Here is a 17,661-nt window from a genome sequence, read left to right as displayed (position 1 = left end):
TTCTCTCCACTATAAGGGTATCCCTACCCCCAAAAACTCATTTTCAAATACTGTACTAGAAAAAAAGTAAATATACTTTAACAACAAATTACTAACTACAAAAATGGTTATTTTTAGAAATATGGAGGAGCAAAATTGGCAAAATCTGAAGTATTATATATGGATGACAGATCAGAAAGTACAGCAACCAGCTTAGTGGCAAAAGAACTACATCTATTCGAAGAAGCTAAACTAAACGAGTGTATAGATAAAGGCGACTATGTAGCAATAAAATTACACATGGGTGAGTGGAACAATACTGCCTACCTCCGGCCAGTCTACGTAAGAGCGATGGTGGACAAAGTCAAAGAACTTGGAGGAAAGCCCTTTGTGGTTGATACAACCACTCTACCGTATGCGCCTTACGTGTTCCGAACAAACGCTTGGGATGAGTACATGACCATAGAAAGAAACGGCTTCAACTCAGGAACAGTGGGATGCCCCGTAATAATCGGAGACGGCTTCCTGGGAACAGACGATGTCAGAGTAGACCTACCCGAAGGATATATACTCAAAGAACAATACGTGGCAACTGCAATAGCATGTGCAGATGCTATGATAGTTTTAACCCACTTCAAAGGACACCCCATGGGAGTCTTCGGGGGGTCCATTAAAAACATTGGAGTAGGATGTGCATCTAAGAGAGGGAAATATAATCTACATCTAGGTGTTCATCCCGTACTAGGTTTGCAAGCGTTAGGATACTTCCCACAATACTGTAATGGTAGGGAATGTGAGAAGTGGGAGACATGTGTTTCTTGCTGTCCTGAAGGCGCGCTGTTTGTTCCAGAAGACGGGCCGATTCAATTTAATCGAGAACTGTGCAAAGGTTGCCTAGCCCATCTATTCATGACCTTAGACTGCGGCGTTTTTGCAACCCTAGAAGTATTAGACACCCTTGAAGCAAGCTCCATTGCAATAGCTGACTCGGCACTCGCCTGCATGAAAACCTTCGAACCAGGAAAAGTGGGATTCATAAACTTTGCAATAGACAGCACTCCCTGGTGCGACTGTATCCCCTATTCCGACCGCCCCATCATTCCAAACATGGGAATCTTCGCCGGTAAAGATCCTGTGGCGCTAGACCGAGCCTGCCTAGATATGGCTACAAAATCAATAGGAATGCCCGGCTCAGCGGCAGAACAAAAATTTGTAGCGGCTCCAGGTTTACCAAAATTCAGTGCCGCAGGATCCTTCATGGGTATAAGTGAAGACATTCAGTGCAACGTAGGACAAGAGATAGGATTAGGAAGTAAGGAGTACGAGCTCAAAACCGTGGAACCCATGGAATCAGCACTCTCAACCTTCCTATACCCGCAAACCGCAGGCTCCACGTTGAAGAAATTCTACAAGACGATACACCCTGTTCCCAAAGAAGGATTCAAACGAGTTGAACACCCCGACTTACAAAAAGTGAGGTGAGGAAAATGTTTGGATGGATGGGTAAATATCTAAGAGTAAACCTTTCAGATGGAAAAATAAAAGAGGTACCTATAGATGAGCAATGGGCAAAAACATGGATCGGAGGTAGTGGATTTGGAGCTCGACTACTCTATGACGAGGTCCCTCCTGACATTGATGAATTCGATGAGAAAAATAAACTCTACTTCTTCACCGGGCCCCTATCAGGTGGCCTGCCCTGTAGCTCAAGATTTACCGTAGTATTCAAATCTCCAATCTCTCACGGCTACGGAGAAGCCAACTCCGGCGGATTCTTCGCCTTCGAAATGAAGAGAGCAGGATACGACGGAATAGTCATCGAAGGAAAGTCCGAAAAACCAGTATACCTCTCAGTAAAAGACAACAAATATGAACTCAGAGATGCCTCAAAAATCTGGGGGAAAGGAACCTTCCAGACCCAAGAAATGATCCAGGAAGAAATTGGAGAGAAAAAAGCCAGAGTTCTATGCATAGGACCAGCGGGAGAGAAAAAATCTAAACTAGCATGCATCATAAACGATGAAGCCCGCGCCTTAGGAAGAGGAGGCTCTGGAGCAGTGATGGGAAGCAAAAACTTCAAAGCCATAGCCATAAGAGGGACAGGGGAAATACAGTGGGCAAACCCCGAAGCGGTAAAGGAACAAATCAAAAAATATTCCCACTGGATAGAAATCAACCCCATGGTCGCACTGGGACTAGGAAAATATGGAACCGAATATTTTATGGACTCTATGAAACCCCTTGGGGACATCCCCATTAAAAACTGGCAGCTCGGAGAATGGGAAGGAACAGACAAAATCGGCGGCGGAGCCATGTACAAAACCATACTCAAAAAACAAACCGCCTGCTACAACTGCCCCATAAGATGCGGCAGATGGATAGAAATCAAAGAAGGACCCTACAAATACGAAGGACCAGGACCAGAATACGAAACCTGCGGAACATTCGGAGCACTACTACTCATAGACAACCTCGAACCAATATCCTGGATCAACTACCTCTGCAACGACTACGGAGTAGACACCATCTCCACAGGAGCCACAGTAGCCTGGGCCATAGAAGCCTACGAAAAAGGCATAATCAAAAAACAAGACATAGACGGAATAGAACTAGCCTGGGGAGACCCCGACGCAGTAGTCAAACTCACCGAAAAAATAGTCAGAAGAGAAGGAAAAGCCGGAGAACTCCTAGCCGACGGCTCACAAGCAGCAGCAGACAAACTAGGCAAAGGACACGACTTCCTCACCACAGTCAAAGGATTGGAAGCTCCAATGCACGATCCCAGGGCATTCTACAGCATGGGAGTCGAGTATGCCACTGCTCCCCGGGGTGCTTGCCACGTAACCGGCTATCCCTCAATTGCAGATATGGGACTGCTGCAACCGCCAGCAGGAATAACGAAGAGAACTGGGAGGTTTGACCCCACCGGGAAGGGTACACTCACCGCAACTATGCAAGATGTCTTCGCGGTGCTAGGAGCTGGAGTGATATGCATGTTTGGTGGGACGGCTATGAGTACGCCGACGTTTTTGGATGCGTTTAAGTATTGTTGTGGTTGGAATATTGATGAGTTGACTTTGAAAATTACCGCTGACCGGTTGTTTAATTTGAAGTGGGCTTATTGTGTGCGTGCCGGTATGACTGCTGAGGATAATAAGCTTCCTAAGCGTTTGCTGCAGCCTACTAAGGAGGGTGGTCAGAAGGGTAAGGTTCCGCCGATGGATGACATGATGAAGGACTACTACGCGTTTCGGGGCTGGACTGAGAACGCTATTCCCACCAAGGACCGATTGATTATTATCGGTTTGCCTGATGTGGCTAAGGATCTCTGGGGCGAGTAATAATAAATTTTTAAGTGGCTCTTCTTTCCTTTTTTCTTTTTTTTATGGTTTTTTGCTTCTATTTAAAGTTATTAATTATGTGAAAGTGTTATGGTGTGTTGTTGCGAGTGTGCCATCAAAGCCAAAAGACTGAAATATTATTGGTCAATTAATTAAACTTGCTGATTGCTTACCTTTGATTCATGATTCTTTAAGGTGGTTAGATGAGGGTTACTGTCAAGTACTATGGTGTGATTAAGCAGCTTGCTGGCACTTCTTTAGAGGAGTATGATTTACCGAAGGATTCTTTGCTTACGGATTTGATGAATTTAATTGTTAAGCAGCATAAGGGGGATGGGCTGTATGATAAGTTGTGGAATAAAAAGGAGAAAGAGCTTAAACCACTGGTTATGGTGGTTGTTGACGGGGAGGACCCCATGGAACAAGGTGGTTATGATAGGGTGATGCTGAAGGAGGGCTCCAAGGTAGAGTTAACCATGGCTTTCGCCGGGGGATAAATGTCTTTTAATCAAACTTTTTTGGTGTTTTATTATCAAATGTGGTCTCCAGATTTATAAGAAAAATTAGTAATTTTTATTTAACAATTCATATCATATCAAATGTTAGTTTGGTGTAAAACCGGTTATTTTGGTAATTCGGGTATATAAATATATTAGGGTGTTGAAATTGTTACCTCTGGGTGTTGGAATTATCGGGTGTGGTCGGATTTTCGACCTTAATGTTCTTGGTTATCTCCAGACTGATAAGGCTAAGATCGTGGCTCTTTGCGATTCAAGAGGAGTGAGAGCAAAAAAGAAGGCTAAAGAGTATGGTTTATCCGAAGCTAAAATTTACCGAGATTACAATGATTTGCTCAAGGACGAACAAGTGGACTTGGTGGAGATACTGCTTCCCCACTTTTTGCACAAAGAGGTTGCCATTGCCGCTGCTGAGGCTGGCAAACACTTATCGGTTCAGAAGCCACCCGCCATGAATGTTAAAGAAATGGATGAGATGATAAGCGCCGCCAGAAAGGCAGGGGTCAAGTTCAAGGTTTATGAAAACTTTATTTTCTACCCACCTTACCGGAAGGCAAAGGAGCTAATGGATGCCGGAGAGATCGGTGAGCCCCACATGATTCGAATTAAGATGACATCGGGCTCGGTGGAGTGTGGCTGGGAGGTGCCCCTGGAGGCTTGGATGTGGCGGTTTACACCAGACCAGTGTGGCGGAGGACCCACCATCTGGGATGACGGCTACCACAAGTTCTCCATAGCACGCTACTTCATGGGAGATGTGGAAAAGGTATTTTCTTGGATTGAAACCACGGAGCTGGGACCCGGATTATGCCTTGATTCTCCAGCCATAATTATGTGGAAGTACAAGTCTCCTGGAAAACTGGGGGTCTGGGACACATCTTTCGCTCCCGATATGAAAATTAACTCCAAATATTATGGCACTGACGAGAGGGTGGAAATTACTGGAACAAAGGGTTATATCTGGGTCAACCAGTGCACTGGGCAATTGCTTGATATTCCATCGGTCATCATGTATAGGGATGGAGAATTGACACGATTTGAGAACCTTCGATGTGATTGGGCGGACAGCTTCATTGACTCCACTCTTCACTTTATTTATGCAATATTGGAAGACAAGGAGCCAATACTGTCTGGTGAGGAAGGAAAAAAGGTTCTCCAATTTGCCCTCGCTGCCCTCAAATCCGCGGAAACCCACAAGGAAATAAGTCCAGACGAAGTTAAATAGAGAAAAGTTAACTCAATATTCTTGTAGGATTTATAAGAGTGTCTTAAAGAAACTGAGAAAGAATAAAAATGGAGAAAAAAAGGAACTGCACACAGGCATATTCCTTAATTCATTTTTGTTTTTCTTAAGCTTAAAGCTAAGATTGGAGTTGTAGTCTCTATTTTTTTAGGTATTTGGGTATTGGAACATCCCACCAGCCATACGCTTTACCTTGGCTTCTCGGATACTCTATAGCCACCTCTAATTCTATTACTGCGGGTTTACTGGAGTTCATTGCGTTTTCAACAGCTGCTTCTACTTGTTCACCCTTATCTATTTTTTCTGCGTAGCATCCAAAGGATTCGGCTAGCTTCACGTAATCTGGAGAGTAGAGTTCTCCGGCTTTGTTTCTAAACTCCACACCGTAGTCTCTTTCTTTTCCGTAAACATCCATTTGCAGGTCGCGTATCGCGATCCAGCCATAATTATTGAAGATAGTAACCAATATAGGCACTTCATACTGGATGGCTGTTGCTAATTCTTGGCAGGTCATGAGGAATGAACCATCTCCCTCAATGACAATGACTGGGACCTCTGGTTTGGCTAGTTTGGCTCCAATGGCTGCGGGAACACCGAATCCCATGGTTGAAAATCCACCGGGGGAAATATGCGTCCTAGAATAATAGACTGGGAACTCTTGCCACCCTGATGCTTGGGCGTGGCCAGCGCTTGTCACCACTATGGTTTCACGGGGCAAAGCTTTCCTCAATTCCTTGAGGTAGCGAGATATTGTAGTGGGAAAACCTTCCCTCAGCTTTTGCAACTCTTTTTCCCAGTCTTCCTTGAGTTTGCTTAGTTCCTTAAAGTAGTCTGATTGCTCATACTTCCTCTTTGAAGTTATTTTTTGAAGGGCTTTGAGTAGCTCTCCCAGAACACTCTTTGCATCACCCAGTATCGGCACCTCGACCGGATAGTTTTTTCCGATTTCTCCAGGGTCAATGTCCACGTGTATCAGTTTGGTGGGGGGAATACTGAAAGATTCACCGGACTTATAGGAGCTGGCGGTTTCGTCAGCAAAGCGGCATCCCACCGCAAGAATCACATCTGCTTCCCTTCCAATCTTGCTTCCCACCGGTGAACCCTTGGAACCAGTGTAGAAAGCGTTTAGTGGATGGTCCTCTGGGATTACACCCTTGCCCATCATGGTTGTTATTACCGGGGCTCCCAGAAATTCTGCCAGCTCTACCAGCTCTTTTTCCGCGTTTGAGAGGATTACTCCTCCACCAGCAAGAATTGCCGGTCTCTCAGCCTTTGCCAGAAGTTTGGCGGCTTCAAGGATTTTCTGAGGATCACCCTGAACTCTTCCTCCCAGATTAGAACCCACGGGTTCTGGAAGTTCCACTTCGGCCGCCTCTGCCTGAACATCCATGGGTAAATCTATGTGCACCGGGCCCGGTCTACCACCTAGAGCAGCTCTGAGGGCATTGTTTAAAACCCACGGTAACTGGTCAACTCTGGTTACCTGGTAACTCTTCTTTACCACAGGCTCCATAACTCTAGGAAAGTCCGCCCAACGTTTTCTCTCAATCTCCTGTAGAACTCCTCTTCCAAACATGTAAGTGTGAACCGAACCGGTAAAAATCAGCATAGGAATGCTGTCTAGGTAGGCGGTGGCTGCACCAATAACCGTGTTACAGGCACCAGGACCTATAGAAGTGAAAACCGCTAACGGTTTACCAGTAACTCTACAATAACCGTCCGCTAAGTGACAGGCAGACTGCTCATGCCTAACCTGAATAATGGGAACCTCATGTTCCTTAAAAGCATCCACCAAACCCAAATTACCATGTCCCGGAATTCCCACAACGTAGGGGATATTCTCATTCAAAATGGTTTTAGCGATGATCTCTCCACCAGTTAAATAAGGCAAAAATCACACCCCAATAGTATCCTAAATTTTTATTGAATCTATGTGCTCCTTTCCTAAAAACTTTTATTGTAATCACTCTTTATGAAACTCTGAAAGGCTTCCCATACCCCTAACTGGTTTAATCATTGGGAGTTTCAAGCAACGCTCCTCTATTAGTAGAGGTAACTAGATACTGGTAACGCCTAAGATAACCATCAACTTCTTTGAGTTTTGGAGGATTATCTCTCCACTCTTTAAGCCGTCTTCTAAGCTCCTCATCCGGTATTTCGAGGCTCAGTTGCCTTGCCGGAATATTATATGAGATTATGTCTCCATTTTTCACCACTGCTATGGCTCCTCCCTCAGCAGCTTCTGGAGATACATGCCCAATCATAGCTCCTCTGGTGGAACCGGAAAAACGACCATCAGTTATTAACGCTACCTTGTCCCCAAGTCCCATCCCGTTTATAATAGAGGTTATCTGATGCATTTCACGCATCCCCGGGCCTCCCCTAGGACCCTCATATCTAACTACCAAAATGTCACCCGCTACAATGTCGCCGGCCAAGATGTCCTCAATAGCATCTTCCATGGATTCAAAAACCTTTGCAGGGCCCCTATGTACCAGCATTTTGTCAACCACAGCAATATGTTTGCATACAGAGCCTTTTGGAGCCAGATTTCCTTTAAGAACCGCCAATCCCCCTTCTTTGTGAAAAGGATCAGTAAATGGCCTTATGACTTCTGGTCTTAATCCTCTAGCATCCCTGATGTTCTCTTCCACAGATTTTCCGGTTACTGTTATGGCATCGAGATTAAGAATTCCGCTCAACTCCTTCATAACCGCCGGTATTCCCCCCGCCTCATCAAGATCCTTAAGGTTGTGAGGTCCGGATGGTAGCAGATTACAGATGTGGTGGGTCACCCTGTTTAATTCATCAATTTTTTCAAGGTCAAATTCCACCTTTGCCTCTCTCGCTATTGCTGGTATGTGTAGAGTGGCGTTAAGAGAGCCTCCCAGAGCCAATTCCACAATTGTGGCGTTTGCAAACGCTTGAAGCGTCATGATATCCCTTGGAAGCAAACCCTCTTCTAAAAGTTCAACTACCCTCATACCTGACTGCTTAGCTATGCGAATCTTTTTCGCATCCACAGCATGAGCAGTTGCGCAGCCCGGAAGCGACATGCCCAAAGCTTCAGTTACCACCGCCATGGTGTTAGCGGTACCAAACATAGCACAAGAACCGGGACCCGGACAGGCTAATCCCTCAATTACACCAAGCTCCTCCTCATCGATCTCACCTACCTGAAATTTCCCTACAAATTCTCTCATCTCCACCGTTGTAATTTTCCGACCCTTATAAACTCCGGGAAGCATAGGACCCCCAGTAACAACAATGGAAGGTATATTCACTCTGGCAGCAGCCATTAGGTGTCCTGGAACCGTTTTATCACATGAGGGGATGAGAACCATGGCGTCAAACATGTGAGCCTGAACCATAATCTCTATAGAATCCGCTATGAGGTCTCGACTGGGCAAAGCGTATCTCATACCTATGGTTCCCTGACATAAACCGTCACAAACCGCAATAGTGTCAAACTCAAAAGGCGTACCTCCAGCCGCGTTGATCCCTTCTTTGACAGCCTTACCGATCCTTCTTAAATGCACATGACCCGGAACAATCTCATTCCAAGAATTAACCACGGCTATCCAGGGTTTCTCTATGGATTCATCATCTTTACCCGTAGATTTAAGAAGCGCCCGCTGAGTGCATCTCTGGAATCCCCTCTTAATCAGATCACTTCTTAACACTTCTTTCTTCATAAAAACTCACAACCCTCAAAGAATTCGTATAATCGCATAAACTTAACTTACTTTATATTCCTATCCGTAAAGTATCAACCCTACAATGAAAACTATCCAATACTATCTTAAAATAAAAGATTTGAAAAAAAGGACAATAAAAAATGGATGGTAGACGACTGGATACTGTTCTGTACCTATGCCAGATGCTCCAGAACCAGATCAGACAAGTCGTACAGTTTAAGGTTTGAATCCAATCTCTTAATCGCAAGATCCAGATTCGTTTTACACAGAGGACAGGTTGTGACCAACGCGTCTGCCCCGGTTTCTTCGGCTTCGCGTACCCGTTTCTCAGCGATTTCCACAGCGTCTTCCGGAAACTCGGTGAAGTAACCTCCACCTCCACCACAACACTGAGAGTCTCTGCCACTATGCTCCATCTCTACAAGTTCCACACCTGGAATCGATTTGATTACCTCACGAGGAGCATCAAACACTCCAGAGTGTCTTCCCAAGTGGCAGGGATCATGATAGGTCACCTTCATCGGGTTGGTTTTCTTGAGTTTCAACTTACCATTCTTAATAAGTTCCAAGAGAAGCTCCGAGAAGTGCACCAGCTCGAAGTCGAAGTTATCCACCAGCTCCGGATACGCATTCTTAAACGTTGAGTAGCATCCAGCACAGGCAGTTACAATCTTTTTCGCCCCGGTCTTCTTGAAAATCTCAATATTCTCCTTAGCTATATCCACGCTAAGCTTCATCTCCCCATCCCAGTACGGGTGCATACCACAGCAACCTTCATCCGGAGTGATTGTAAAATCGTACCCCGCCTTCTTGAGCAGTTCCACAATGGCTCTCCCAGTTTCTCCGTACCGGTAAGCGGTCACACAGCCGAAGTAAAGCAAAGTATCCGCGGTCTTAGGAACCTCCACTTCCAACCAGTTGAAACGATCTTCCTGAGGCTCCTTGTAAGGATTCTTATACTCCACTATCCTCCTATCCATCTTTTTCTCCGCAGAAAGAGGTCCCAGACCCTGTGCGGTAAATTCCTTTCTGGCAACCTTAAGAATGTTAAAGGGATTAACCTCCGCATCACACTGATCATTACAAATCTGACAAGTAGTACACGAGAAAATCCTTCTCGCAACCTCCGGTGTGGGTTTAATCCAGCCCTTAACCACATTCCGCAGAATCTGCATCTTACCCCTCGGAGTCACCGACTCCCATTTAACCTGCTGGTAAACCGGGCAACGAATCCTACAAAAAGCACAAATATTACACATAGCAAGCTCCGTGCGATAATCCTGCAGAGATTGTTTCTCCGCCGCCTTCAGTTTCTCCCAATCTTCCATAGCTTTCCTTTTCTCTTCCTCATTTGTCCCCATTACCTAACACCTGCCATATAAACATATTCGTCCTTAGGAATTTCGGTTAGTCCCATTACCATAGGATTCATAATATTATTGGGATCAAAAACTCTCTTAATACCACGCATCAACTCCAGAGTATCCTCATGCTCCATCATAATAAACGCCGACTTTGCCATCCCAACACCATGCTCAGCAGACAGAGTACCACCGTACTTCTTTATAATCGCCTCCGCAGCCTCTCTGGAAAATTTCACAGCCGTCTCCCTGGCTTTAGGATCCGCAACATCAATAGCACTACCCATATGAACGTTTCCATCGCCGATGTGCCCGAAAGCAGCCATAAGTCTCCCATACTTGGAAGCTATTCCCTTAACCTCCTTCACGGCGTCTGGTACCTGTGAAATGGGAACCGCAAAGTCCATGATGCTGTTTATGGCCATATTCTCACCCCTCACCTTTGCTAATAGATTCGCCAGTGAGTGTCTGAGTCTCCAAAGCTCCTCTGTTCTATCAGGATCCGTGGAGTATATAATCTGTTGCACTCCTATCTTTTCACAGACATCCCTAATTATCTCTCCTTCCTCTTTCACTACTTCCTCGTTACTCCCATCAACTTCAATGAATAACACTGCGCCCACTTGTGGAAGTTTCTCCTTCTCTCCCAGTGCGGAGTTTAGAACCATAATGCATATGTCGTCCAATATCTCCATTGCTGAGGGCAGGATTCCGGCATTTATGATTTCTGTAGCTGCCTCTAGTCCTTGGTTGTACTCCTTGAAAGCTGGCATTATCATCGCGGTGTATTTTGGTGCCGGAGTGATCTTCAAAATGATTTCCGTAAATACTCCTAGGGTTCCCTCCGAGCCCACAAGAAGTCTAGTCAGATTATAACCCGATGAACTTTTCCAGACTCGTCCTCCGGTTCTAATGATCTTTCCTCCCGGGAGAACCACCTCCAGTCCGAGCACATGATCTATAGTTGCCCCGTACTTTAACGCTCTAACTCCGCTGGCGTTGTTTCCCACCATTCCCCCAACTGTGCAGGCGATTGCGGAGCCCGGGTCTGGTGGGAAGCAGTAACCGTGCTTTCTAAGCTCTTCGTTTAATTCTCCATAGATAACGCCCGGTTGAACCACCACAACTCTATCTTTTAGATTAATTTCTAATATTTTATCCATCTTGACAAAATCGATTAGAATCGCGTCATTGTATGCTAGGGACTGCCCAGCATAACTTGTTCCCGCTCCTCGCGGAGTTATCGGTACCCTGTTTTCATCAGCGAATTTAAGGATCTCAGCAACCTCTTCCTTGTTTTCCGGTCTCGCGACGGCTATGGGGCTCGCTCTCAGAAATGATGCGTCCGAAGCGTAGGCTAACAGTTCCACTGGATCAATAGTAACGTCGTCTTCGCCAACAATCGCCGCAAGGGCGTTGAAAATTTCCTTTTGCTCCATTCAATATTCACCCAAAAAATCTCTACCTTACAGAGAATTATTCTAATTATATTTTTTATCCCTAATAAAGAAATAGATCTTTAAACATTCTTTTCTAATAAATTAAGTTCCCTCCAATAACTCACATCTTTTATTTAATTCCTATCAACTATTATTCTGCTCCGGGCATGTAAACGTATTCATCCTTTGGAATCTCTGTGAGACCCATCACCATAGGATTCATAATGTTGTTCGGGTCAAAAACCCTCTTAATCCCACGCATAAGCTCCAGGGTGTCACCATGCTCAAGAGTCACAAGGTGCGATTTGGCTTGGCCCAGCCCATGTTCTGCGGTGATAGTACCATCATACTTTTTTATAATAATCTCTGCCGCCTCTCTTGAAAATTTGGTTGCGGCTTCCCGTTCCTTAGGATCTTCCACGTTAATAGCTGAACCGAAGTGTACGTTTCCATCTCCGATATGTCCCAGGGCCGCCATGAGTCTTTGTTCTTTGGCTGCTAGTGCTTTTATCTCTTTTACCGCTTCTGGTACTTGTGAGATGGGTACTGCGAAGTCCATGATGCTGCTTATGGCCATTTTTTCTCCCCTTATTTTTGCCAGTAGGTTGGCTAGGGTGTGTCTTAGGTTCCATAGTTCTTCGGTTCTCTCTGGGTCCGTGGAGTGTATTATTTCTTTTACTCCTACTTTTTCACAGATGTTTCGGACCATTTCTGCTCCTTCTTTCACTGCTTCCTCATTGTTTCCGTCGACTTCAATAAATAGTACTGCGCCCGCCTGTGGTAGTTTCTCTTCTAAAATCGAGTTCATTACCATGAGACAGAGGTCGTCTAGAATTTCCATTGCTGAGGGCAGGATTCCGGTATTTATGATTTCTGTAGCTGCTTCTAATCCTTGGTCAAATTTCTCGAAAACCGGCATTATTAGCGCGGTGTACTGGGGTGCGGGAGTGATCTTCAGAATGATTTCGGTGAAGACTCCTAGGGTTCCCTCTGAACCTACGAGAAGTCGGGTGAGATTGTAGCCTGAGGATGATTTCCAGACTCGCCCCCCGGTTCTAATTATTTTGCCTCCGGGAAGCACCATCTCTAGTCCAAGCACGTGGTCTACTGTTGCCCCGTATTTTAGTGCTCTTACGCCGCTGGCGTTGTTTCCCACCATTCCCCCCACGGTGCAGGCGATTGCGGAGCCCGGATCCGGTGGGAAGCAGTAACCATGCTTTCTCAATTCTTTGTTTAGTTCTCCGTAGATTACTCCGGGTTGCACAACCACCACTCTGTCTTTTAGGTTGAGGTCCAAGATTTTGTCCATCTTTACTAGGTCTATTAGGATTCCATTATTGTAGGCAATTGATTGTCCCGCGGTGCTGGTACCCGCTCCTCGTGGTGTTACCGGTATCTTGTTTTCATCGGCGAATTTGAGGATCTCACTCATCTCTTCTTTGTTTTCCGGTCTCACAACCGCTACCGGTACTGCTTTTAGCTGTGAGGCGTCCAACGAGTAGGCTAGGAGTTCCACCGGGTCTATGGTGACATCATCTTCGCCAACAATCGCGGTGAGGGCGTGGTATATTTCTTTTTGGTTCATTGTTGATTCACCTAATTCCCTATCTTGGAAAAGTTGATGAAATTTTAGCTCAGCGTAGTTCACTTACTACCTTTTCCGCATCGATGTTTCTCAGTCTTCCGCTTGCTTTGAGGTTTAGGGGCGGAAACGCGTCCGGGTCTATTAATACGTCGATGACTGCGGGTTTTCCACAGTCCAGCGCGCTTTTGACTGTGTCAACAATCTCGTCAGGCTTTTCTACCCTCCAGCCGCAGGCTCCGAAGTTTTCGGCTACTTTGGCAAAGTCCGGGTTGGTGTAGTCGCTTCCGAAATCGGTTCCGAAGTTTACTTTTTGAAACATTTTCGGCGCGGCATAAGAGTTATTGTTCATTATGACGGTCACCACATTGAAGCCGCATCTTACTGCGGTTTCCAGATCCTGTAAGGTCATCATGAAGTCTCCGTCTCCAACCACACACACCACTGGTTCTTCGGGTTTAGCAGCCTTTGCACCTATTGCTGCGGGGAAAGCGAAGCCCATGGATCCCAGATTAACTGAGCCGAGGAAGGTTCTAGGATAATATGTTTGCATAAAGGCGGTTATGAACAGTCTGTGGAGGCCTGCTCCTGCGACCACTATGGACTTTTTGGGAATTGCTTTCTGAACGTCTCGGAGTAAACGCTGAGGCTTTATCGGTACACTATCAGAGTTTACATCCGCTCCCCAGATTGCGTTCCACTCCGTTTTCTTCTTTTTTAATTCCTCTACCACTGAGGTCAATTTACTCCTAGCTCCCTTCGAATCAAGAATTCTTATCATTTCCAAAAGAACGGTTTTGGCATCTCCAACAATACCATAATCACAGTGATAATTTACACCCAATGCTGAGGGGTCAATATTAATTTGTATTATGTCTCCTTTGATGGGTGTTGTGAAATTGTAGGTGGTTAGTGAGGAGATTGTACAGCCTACCCCGAGAACAACGTCGGCCTCTTCCAGAGCATCGTCAGCAATACTGATTCCGCCACACCATCCGCTCACACCCAGCGCTAGGGGGTGATCCTCGGGAAAGCATCCCCTACCGTTTTGAGTTGTGGTCACGGGTATTTGAAGCATTTCGGATATGGTTTTAAGCTCCTCGGAAGCGTTGGACCGTATTACGCCGCCGCCAGCTAAGATGACCGGTTTCTCAGCTTTTATTAGTCTCTCCGTTGCTTCCTCCACCATCGAGGGGGAAACGCTCTGGGAATCCACCTTTATCATATACTCTGTTTCTACTTCTCCTTCCTCATCATAGATGTCCTCGGGCATCTCAACCATCACGGGACCCGGCCTTCCGGCTTGCGCCAAGTAAAAAGCGTTATTAATAATCCTGGGAACATCCTGAACCCGACCGATGCGTTCACGATGCTTGGTGTAAGGTTCGAGAACCGCAAACTGGTTAGCCTCACCGAAGATGTCACGTCCAATATACCTTCTCGCTACCTGACCTGCAAGCAGGACCACCGGTGAGGAATCTCTGTAAGCATCCACTATGCTTAGCACACCATTTAGGGTGCCTGGACCAGAGTGCATCTGGCAAACACCAGCCTTTCCACTGGCGCGGGCGTAGCCGTCGGCCATGCTACCCGCACCGCGCTCGTGGCGCGTAATTACATATTTTATACTCTCTTCTGTGCCTAGTGCGGATAGAAATCCGGCGACTGAGGTACCGCAAATTCCAAAAATGTACTCTACCCCATTTTGTATGAGTGCATCCACTATTGCTCTATTACCCTTAGCAGTAACCATTAAGGGAGACCTCCATACTTTAAAATTTAATAATATATGTTTTAATATAAAAAGAATTATGCCAAGATTTCTGAAAATAAGTTTTTCTCTTCAAGATCCGAATATTCTTGTTTTTCCGAGATAGTCCATTATAATGGGCATAATGTCTTTACCCCTCAGTCTTCCCAATCCTCCTCTCTGGCAATCTATTTCGCTAAAAGCCGTGGTTTGGTCGGTTCTCACTCCTGGTCCCGCCATTACTAGGGGCACTGGTTCCCCGGTGTGTTCCTGGACACTGCAAGGGGTTGTGTGATCCGCGGTCACCGCAATGTAGTGCTCGTTTTCCAAGTCAATTCCTTCTACCAGTTTCCCAACCATGTTATCCAGTTTCTCAATCATTTTTGCCTTCAACTCCGGGTTCCCATCATGACTTGCATTATCAGTAGGTTTGAAATGGATGAATACCAGATCGTTTTCGGGAAGGATGTCCAGAACGGTTCTAGCTATAGACTCCTCATCTGTTTCATAAGTTGCCGTGTCTCCTGGAGCCTTAAAAAGTTTCATTCCCACCGCAGCAGCAACTCCTCTATACAGGGCTGCGGCAGCCACACAGGAGCATGATACTCCATACATCTGGTTTAAGGGGGTTACCTTTGGTAATATTCCGGCTCCCCTCAGTAGAACTCCGTTTGCTGGGGGCTCTCCTCTACTGATTCTTTCCTGATTCAAAGGATTATTTTTCAAAATTTCGTGAAAAGCAGTGTTTAACTCATTAACAATTTTTGCAGTCTTTAAAGCCTCCTTGGAATCGTCCAGAGGTTTACATTCGTGTACCATCTGCAGAGTTTCATGCGGATCCGTGTCTGAAACCTTATAGGATAAACCGGAACCACTAAGCACTAGCACTCCGCGATGCTCCACACTGTGCTCAAACCTGAACTTCACATCCTTAGCAGTTTTCAAACGGTACTTGTTCAGTTTCTCAGCTAGTTTACCCCCCTCGGGAACCTTTCTTCCCGCCCTGCGATCCGTTACCAGAAGCCCATTCTCCTGTTCTTCAAAGGTGGCGAAATTTGCGCGAAAAGCCACATCCCCGGGATAGATGCGTATCCCTACGCCCAGAGCTTCAAATGCACCGCGACCCGTATAATATTCGTAAGGATCGTAGCCGAAAATGGCGAGATGAGCTGTATCGCTTCCAGGAGGAATCCCGGGGGATATGGTGTCCATAATTCCACAGCAACCAATCTTAGCAACGTAATCAAGATTTGGGGTTTCAGCAGCCTGAAGCGGAGTTTTACCCCCAAGTTTCTTGTTAGGTCGGTCTCCCATACCGTCGGAAACGATTAGCAACGCTTTCATTTACATAATCACCTGAAACACTATTTGGAGTATTTCTCATAAGACTTTTTAAGGGCTTCTATAGCAGGCAGCTTTTCGCCCGATATGTAGGTTATGAAAGCACCCCCCGCAACCGTAGAGTAGGAAATCCGTGTCTCCAGTTTGAACCTGTGAAGTGCTGCCGTGGTGTGTCCGCCTCCCACCAGAGAAAAAGCCTGAGACTTAGCTACCGCCTCAAATAGCATTTTTGTTCCCGCTGCGAAGTTTTCCTCCTCAAATACTCCCGAAGGACCGTTTAGCACTATGGTTTTTGCTTCCTGAAGTATATGGGAATACTTCTCAATGGTTCTGCTCCCTATATCCTTTATGGGCTTCTCCACGGGTAAATCTTCCAAGCCGATCTCAATCCTCTTCCCCTCATTATCATATGCCAAATCCACTGGTAATTCTATTCTATCTCCGAATTTAGCCAGAATCTCTTTTGCAGAAGAAAGATACTCAAGATGTCCCTTCTTCTCTATAAATGACTGGTTAACCTCACCCAAGTTATATCCCTTAGCCAAGAGATAACTGTTGGCAACCAGGCCCGTAACTAGAACCCTGTCAGATATATCATTCCCGAGCACATGCCTGATTACTGCGAAAGTATCCTCCAGCTTCAAACCGCCGAGAACATACACAGCTGGTTTCTCAGGATCCTTAGAAACCTTATCAAGAATCTTAACATCACGCTCCATAATCCTCCCCGCAACAGCAGGCAAAACCTGAGGGAAGGCCACCAGAGAGGCATCAGCCCGATGAGCCGCACTAAAAGCGTCATTAACGTAGTAATCCGCAACCCCAGAGAGAGAACGCACAAAATCCGTTTCCACCAATTTCTCAGGAGGCATCTTAGCCTTCTCCTCAGCAGTAAATCGAACGTTCTCCAAAACCAAAATCTCACCATTTTTCAAATTTTTAATCGCAGTAATCGCCTTCTCTCCAAACACATCATCTACGAAACCCACAGACATACCCAAAATGTCACCAAGAATTTCAGTATGCTGTCTCAAAGAAATAAAATCCGGATCACCCTTACGACCCTGATGAGCAAGAACCACCACCCGCGCCCCCTCTCCAACCAACTCCTCAAAAGTGGTAACATGAACTCTAATACGCGAGTCATCCGAAACCCTACCAGAATCCAGATCCACAGGACTATTAAAGTCAACACGCAACAGCACAGTCTTCCCACCAAAATCAAAATCATCCAGAGTATAAAACCTCTTAACCATAACAACCAACTCCACTAAAAACAATCAGCTCGAGACTCAAAAGTCACCCTATTAGCCATCACAATCCTCAAAATCACTTACCGAATAACAATACAGAAATCTAAAATAACCATCCATATTAAATATTGCTCCCCTAAAAACTAATAAAAAGAC

General features: G+C 45.7%; 12 protein-coding genes. 4 read left to right on the top strand and 8 right to left on the bottom strand.

The genetic code is table 11. The features are described 5' to 3' along the window. Nucleotides 1–135: 135 nt before the first annotated feature. The 4 genes from ACUVXA_RS04270 (at nucleotide 136) to ACUVXA_RS04255 (ending at nucleotide 5,063) form a co-directional block, all read left to right on the top strand. Complete coding sequence (locus ACUVXA_RS04270) at nucleotides 136–1,461, top strand: DUF362 domain-containing protein (protein WP_445870000.1); 1,326 nt, start codon at nucleotides 136–138, stop codon at nucleotides 1,459–1,461. A gap of 5 nt (nucleotides 1,462–1,466) precedes the next feature. Further along, entirely contained in the window at nucleotides 1,467–3,320 is a 1,854-nt protein-coding gene (locus ACUVXA_RS04265; RefSeq protein ID WP_445869999.1) for an aldehyde ferredoxin oxidoreductase family protein, read from the top strand. Between the two features lie 203 nt (nucleotides 3,321–3,523). Then, complete coding sequence (locus tag ACUVXA_RS04260; protein WP_445869998.1) at nucleotides 3,524–3,817, top strand: MoaD/ThiS family protein; 294 nt, start codon at nucleotides 3,524–3,526, stop codon at nucleotides 3,815–3,817. 169 nt (nucleotides 3,818–3,986) lie between these two features. Continuing rightward, nucleotides 3,987–5,063, top strand: a complete 1,077-nt coding sequence (locus tag ACUVXA_RS04255; RefSeq protein ID WP_445869997.1) for a Gfo/Idh/MocA family protein — start codon at nucleotides 3,987–3,989, stop codon at nucleotides 5,061–5,063. Nucleotides 5,064–5,220: 157 nt separating this feature from the next. On the opposite strand, the gene ACUVXA_RS04250 is transcribed toward ACUVXA_RS04255, so the two are convergent. The 8 genes from ACUVXA_RS04250 to ACUVXA_RS04215 all read right to left on the bottom strand — a co-directional run bounded on the left by ACUVXA_RS04250 (nucleotide 5,221) and on the right by ACUVXA_RS04215 (nucleotide 17,508). Further along, entirely contained in the window at nucleotides 5,221–6,972 is a 1,752-nt protein-coding gene (locus ACUVXA_RS04250; protein WP_445869996.1) for a thiamine pyrophosphate-binding protein, read from the bottom strand. 118 nt (nucleotides 6,973–7,090) lie between these two features. Then, nucleotides 7,091–8,776 carry a dihydroxy-acid dehydratase gene (gene ilvD / locus ACUVXA_RS04245; RefSeq protein ID WP_445869995.1) on the bottom strand — a complete coding sequence of 562 codons (1,686 nt, stop codon included), beginning with the start codon at nucleotides 8,774–8,776 and terminating at the stop codon, nucleotides 7,091–7,093. Nucleotides 8,777–8,952: 176 nt separating this feature from the next. Continuing rightward, nucleotides 8,953–10,140 (bottom strand): (Fe-S)-binding protein, encoded by a 1,188-nt coding sequence (locus tag ACUVXA_RS04240; protein ID WP_445869994.1) that lies wholly within the window; start codon nucleotides 10,138–10,140, stop codon nucleotides 8,953–8,955. Then, entirely contained in the window at nucleotides 10,140–11,579 is a 1,440-nt protein-coding gene (locus ACUVXA_RS04235) for an FAD-binding oxidoreductase (protein WP_445869993.1), read from the bottom strand. Before ACUVXA_RS04235 ends, ACUVXA_RS04240 begins: the two co-directional genes overlap by 1 nt. Nucleotides 11,580–11,730: 151 nt before the next feature. After that, a complete protein-coding gene (locus ACUVXA_RS04230; protein WP_445869992.1) occupies nucleotides 11,731–13,164 on the bottom strand; it encodes an FAD-binding oxidoreductase in 1,434 nt (477 codons plus the stop codon). Nucleotides 13,165–13,213: 49 nt separating this feature from the next. Then, entirely contained in the window at nucleotides 13,214–14,914 is a 1,701-nt protein-coding gene (locus tag ACUVXA_RS04225) for a thiamine pyrophosphate-binding protein (protein ID WP_445869991.1), read from the bottom strand. Nucleotides 14,915–15,004: 90 nt separating this feature from the next. Continuing rightward, nucleotides 15,005–16,255, bottom strand: coding sequence for a 2,3-bisphosphoglycerate-independent phosphoglycerate mutase (locus tag ACUVXA_RS04220; RefSeq protein ID WP_445869990.1), 1,251 nt, complete (start codon nucleotides 16,253–16,255; stop codon nucleotides 15,005–15,007). Nucleotides 16,256–16,275: 20 nt separating this feature from the next. Next, entirely contained in the window at nucleotides 16,276–17,508 is a 1,233-nt protein-coding gene (locus tag ACUVXA_RS04215) for a phosphoglycerate kinase (RefSeq protein WP_445869989.1), read from the bottom strand. Nucleotides 17,509–17,661 lie beyond the last annotated feature (153 nt).

The sequence above is a fragment of the Candidatus Jordarchaeum sp. genome (assembly GCF_052745115.1).
The sequence above is the reverse complement of the archived record's forward strand: the minus strand, read 5'-3'. Positions and strand labels throughout refer to the sequence as shown.

What these genes read in the sequence shown, in the direction of transcription:
- ACUVXA_RS04265 (WP_445869999.1), top strand. Translation starts at nt 1,467, where the DNA reads ATGTTTGGATGGATGGGTAAATATCTAAGAGTAAACCTTTCAGATGGA.
- ACUVXA_RS04240 (WP_445869994.1), bottom strand. Translation starts at nt 10,140, where the DNA reads ATGGGGACAAATGAGGAAGAGAAAAGGAAAGCTATGGAAGATTGGGAG.
- ACUVXA_RS04215 (WP_445869989.1), bottom strand. Translation starts at nt 17,508, where the DNA reads ATGGTTAAGAGGTTTTATACTCTGGATGATTTTGATTTTGGTGGGAAG.
- ACUVXA_RS04235 (WP_445869993.1), bottom strand. Translation starts at nt 11,579, where the DNA reads ATGGAGCAAAAGGAAATTTTCAACGCCCTTGCGGCGATTGTTGGCGAA.
- ACUVXA_RS04225 (WP_445869991.1), bottom strand. Translation starts at nt 14,914, where the DNA reads ATGGTTACTGCTAAGGGTAATAGAGCAATAGTGGATGCACTCATACAA.
- ACUVXA_RS04220 (WP_445869990.1), bottom strand. Translation starts at nt 16,255, where the DNA reads ATGAAAGCGTTGCTAATCGTTTCCGACGGTATGGGAGACCGACCTAAC.
- ACUVXA_RS04230 (WP_445869992.1), bottom strand. Translation starts at nt 13,164, where the DNA reads ATGAACCAAAAAGAAATATACCACGCCCTCACCGCGATTGTTGGCGAA.
- ACUVXA_RS04260 (WP_445869998.1), top strand. Translation starts at nt 3,524, where the DNA reads ATGAGGGTTACTGTCAAGTACTATGGTGTGATTAAGCAGCTTGCTGGC.
- ilvD (WP_445869995.1), bottom strand. Translation starts at nt 8,776, where the DNA reads ATGAAGAAAGAAGTGTTAAGAAGTGATCTGATTAAGAGGGGATTCCAG.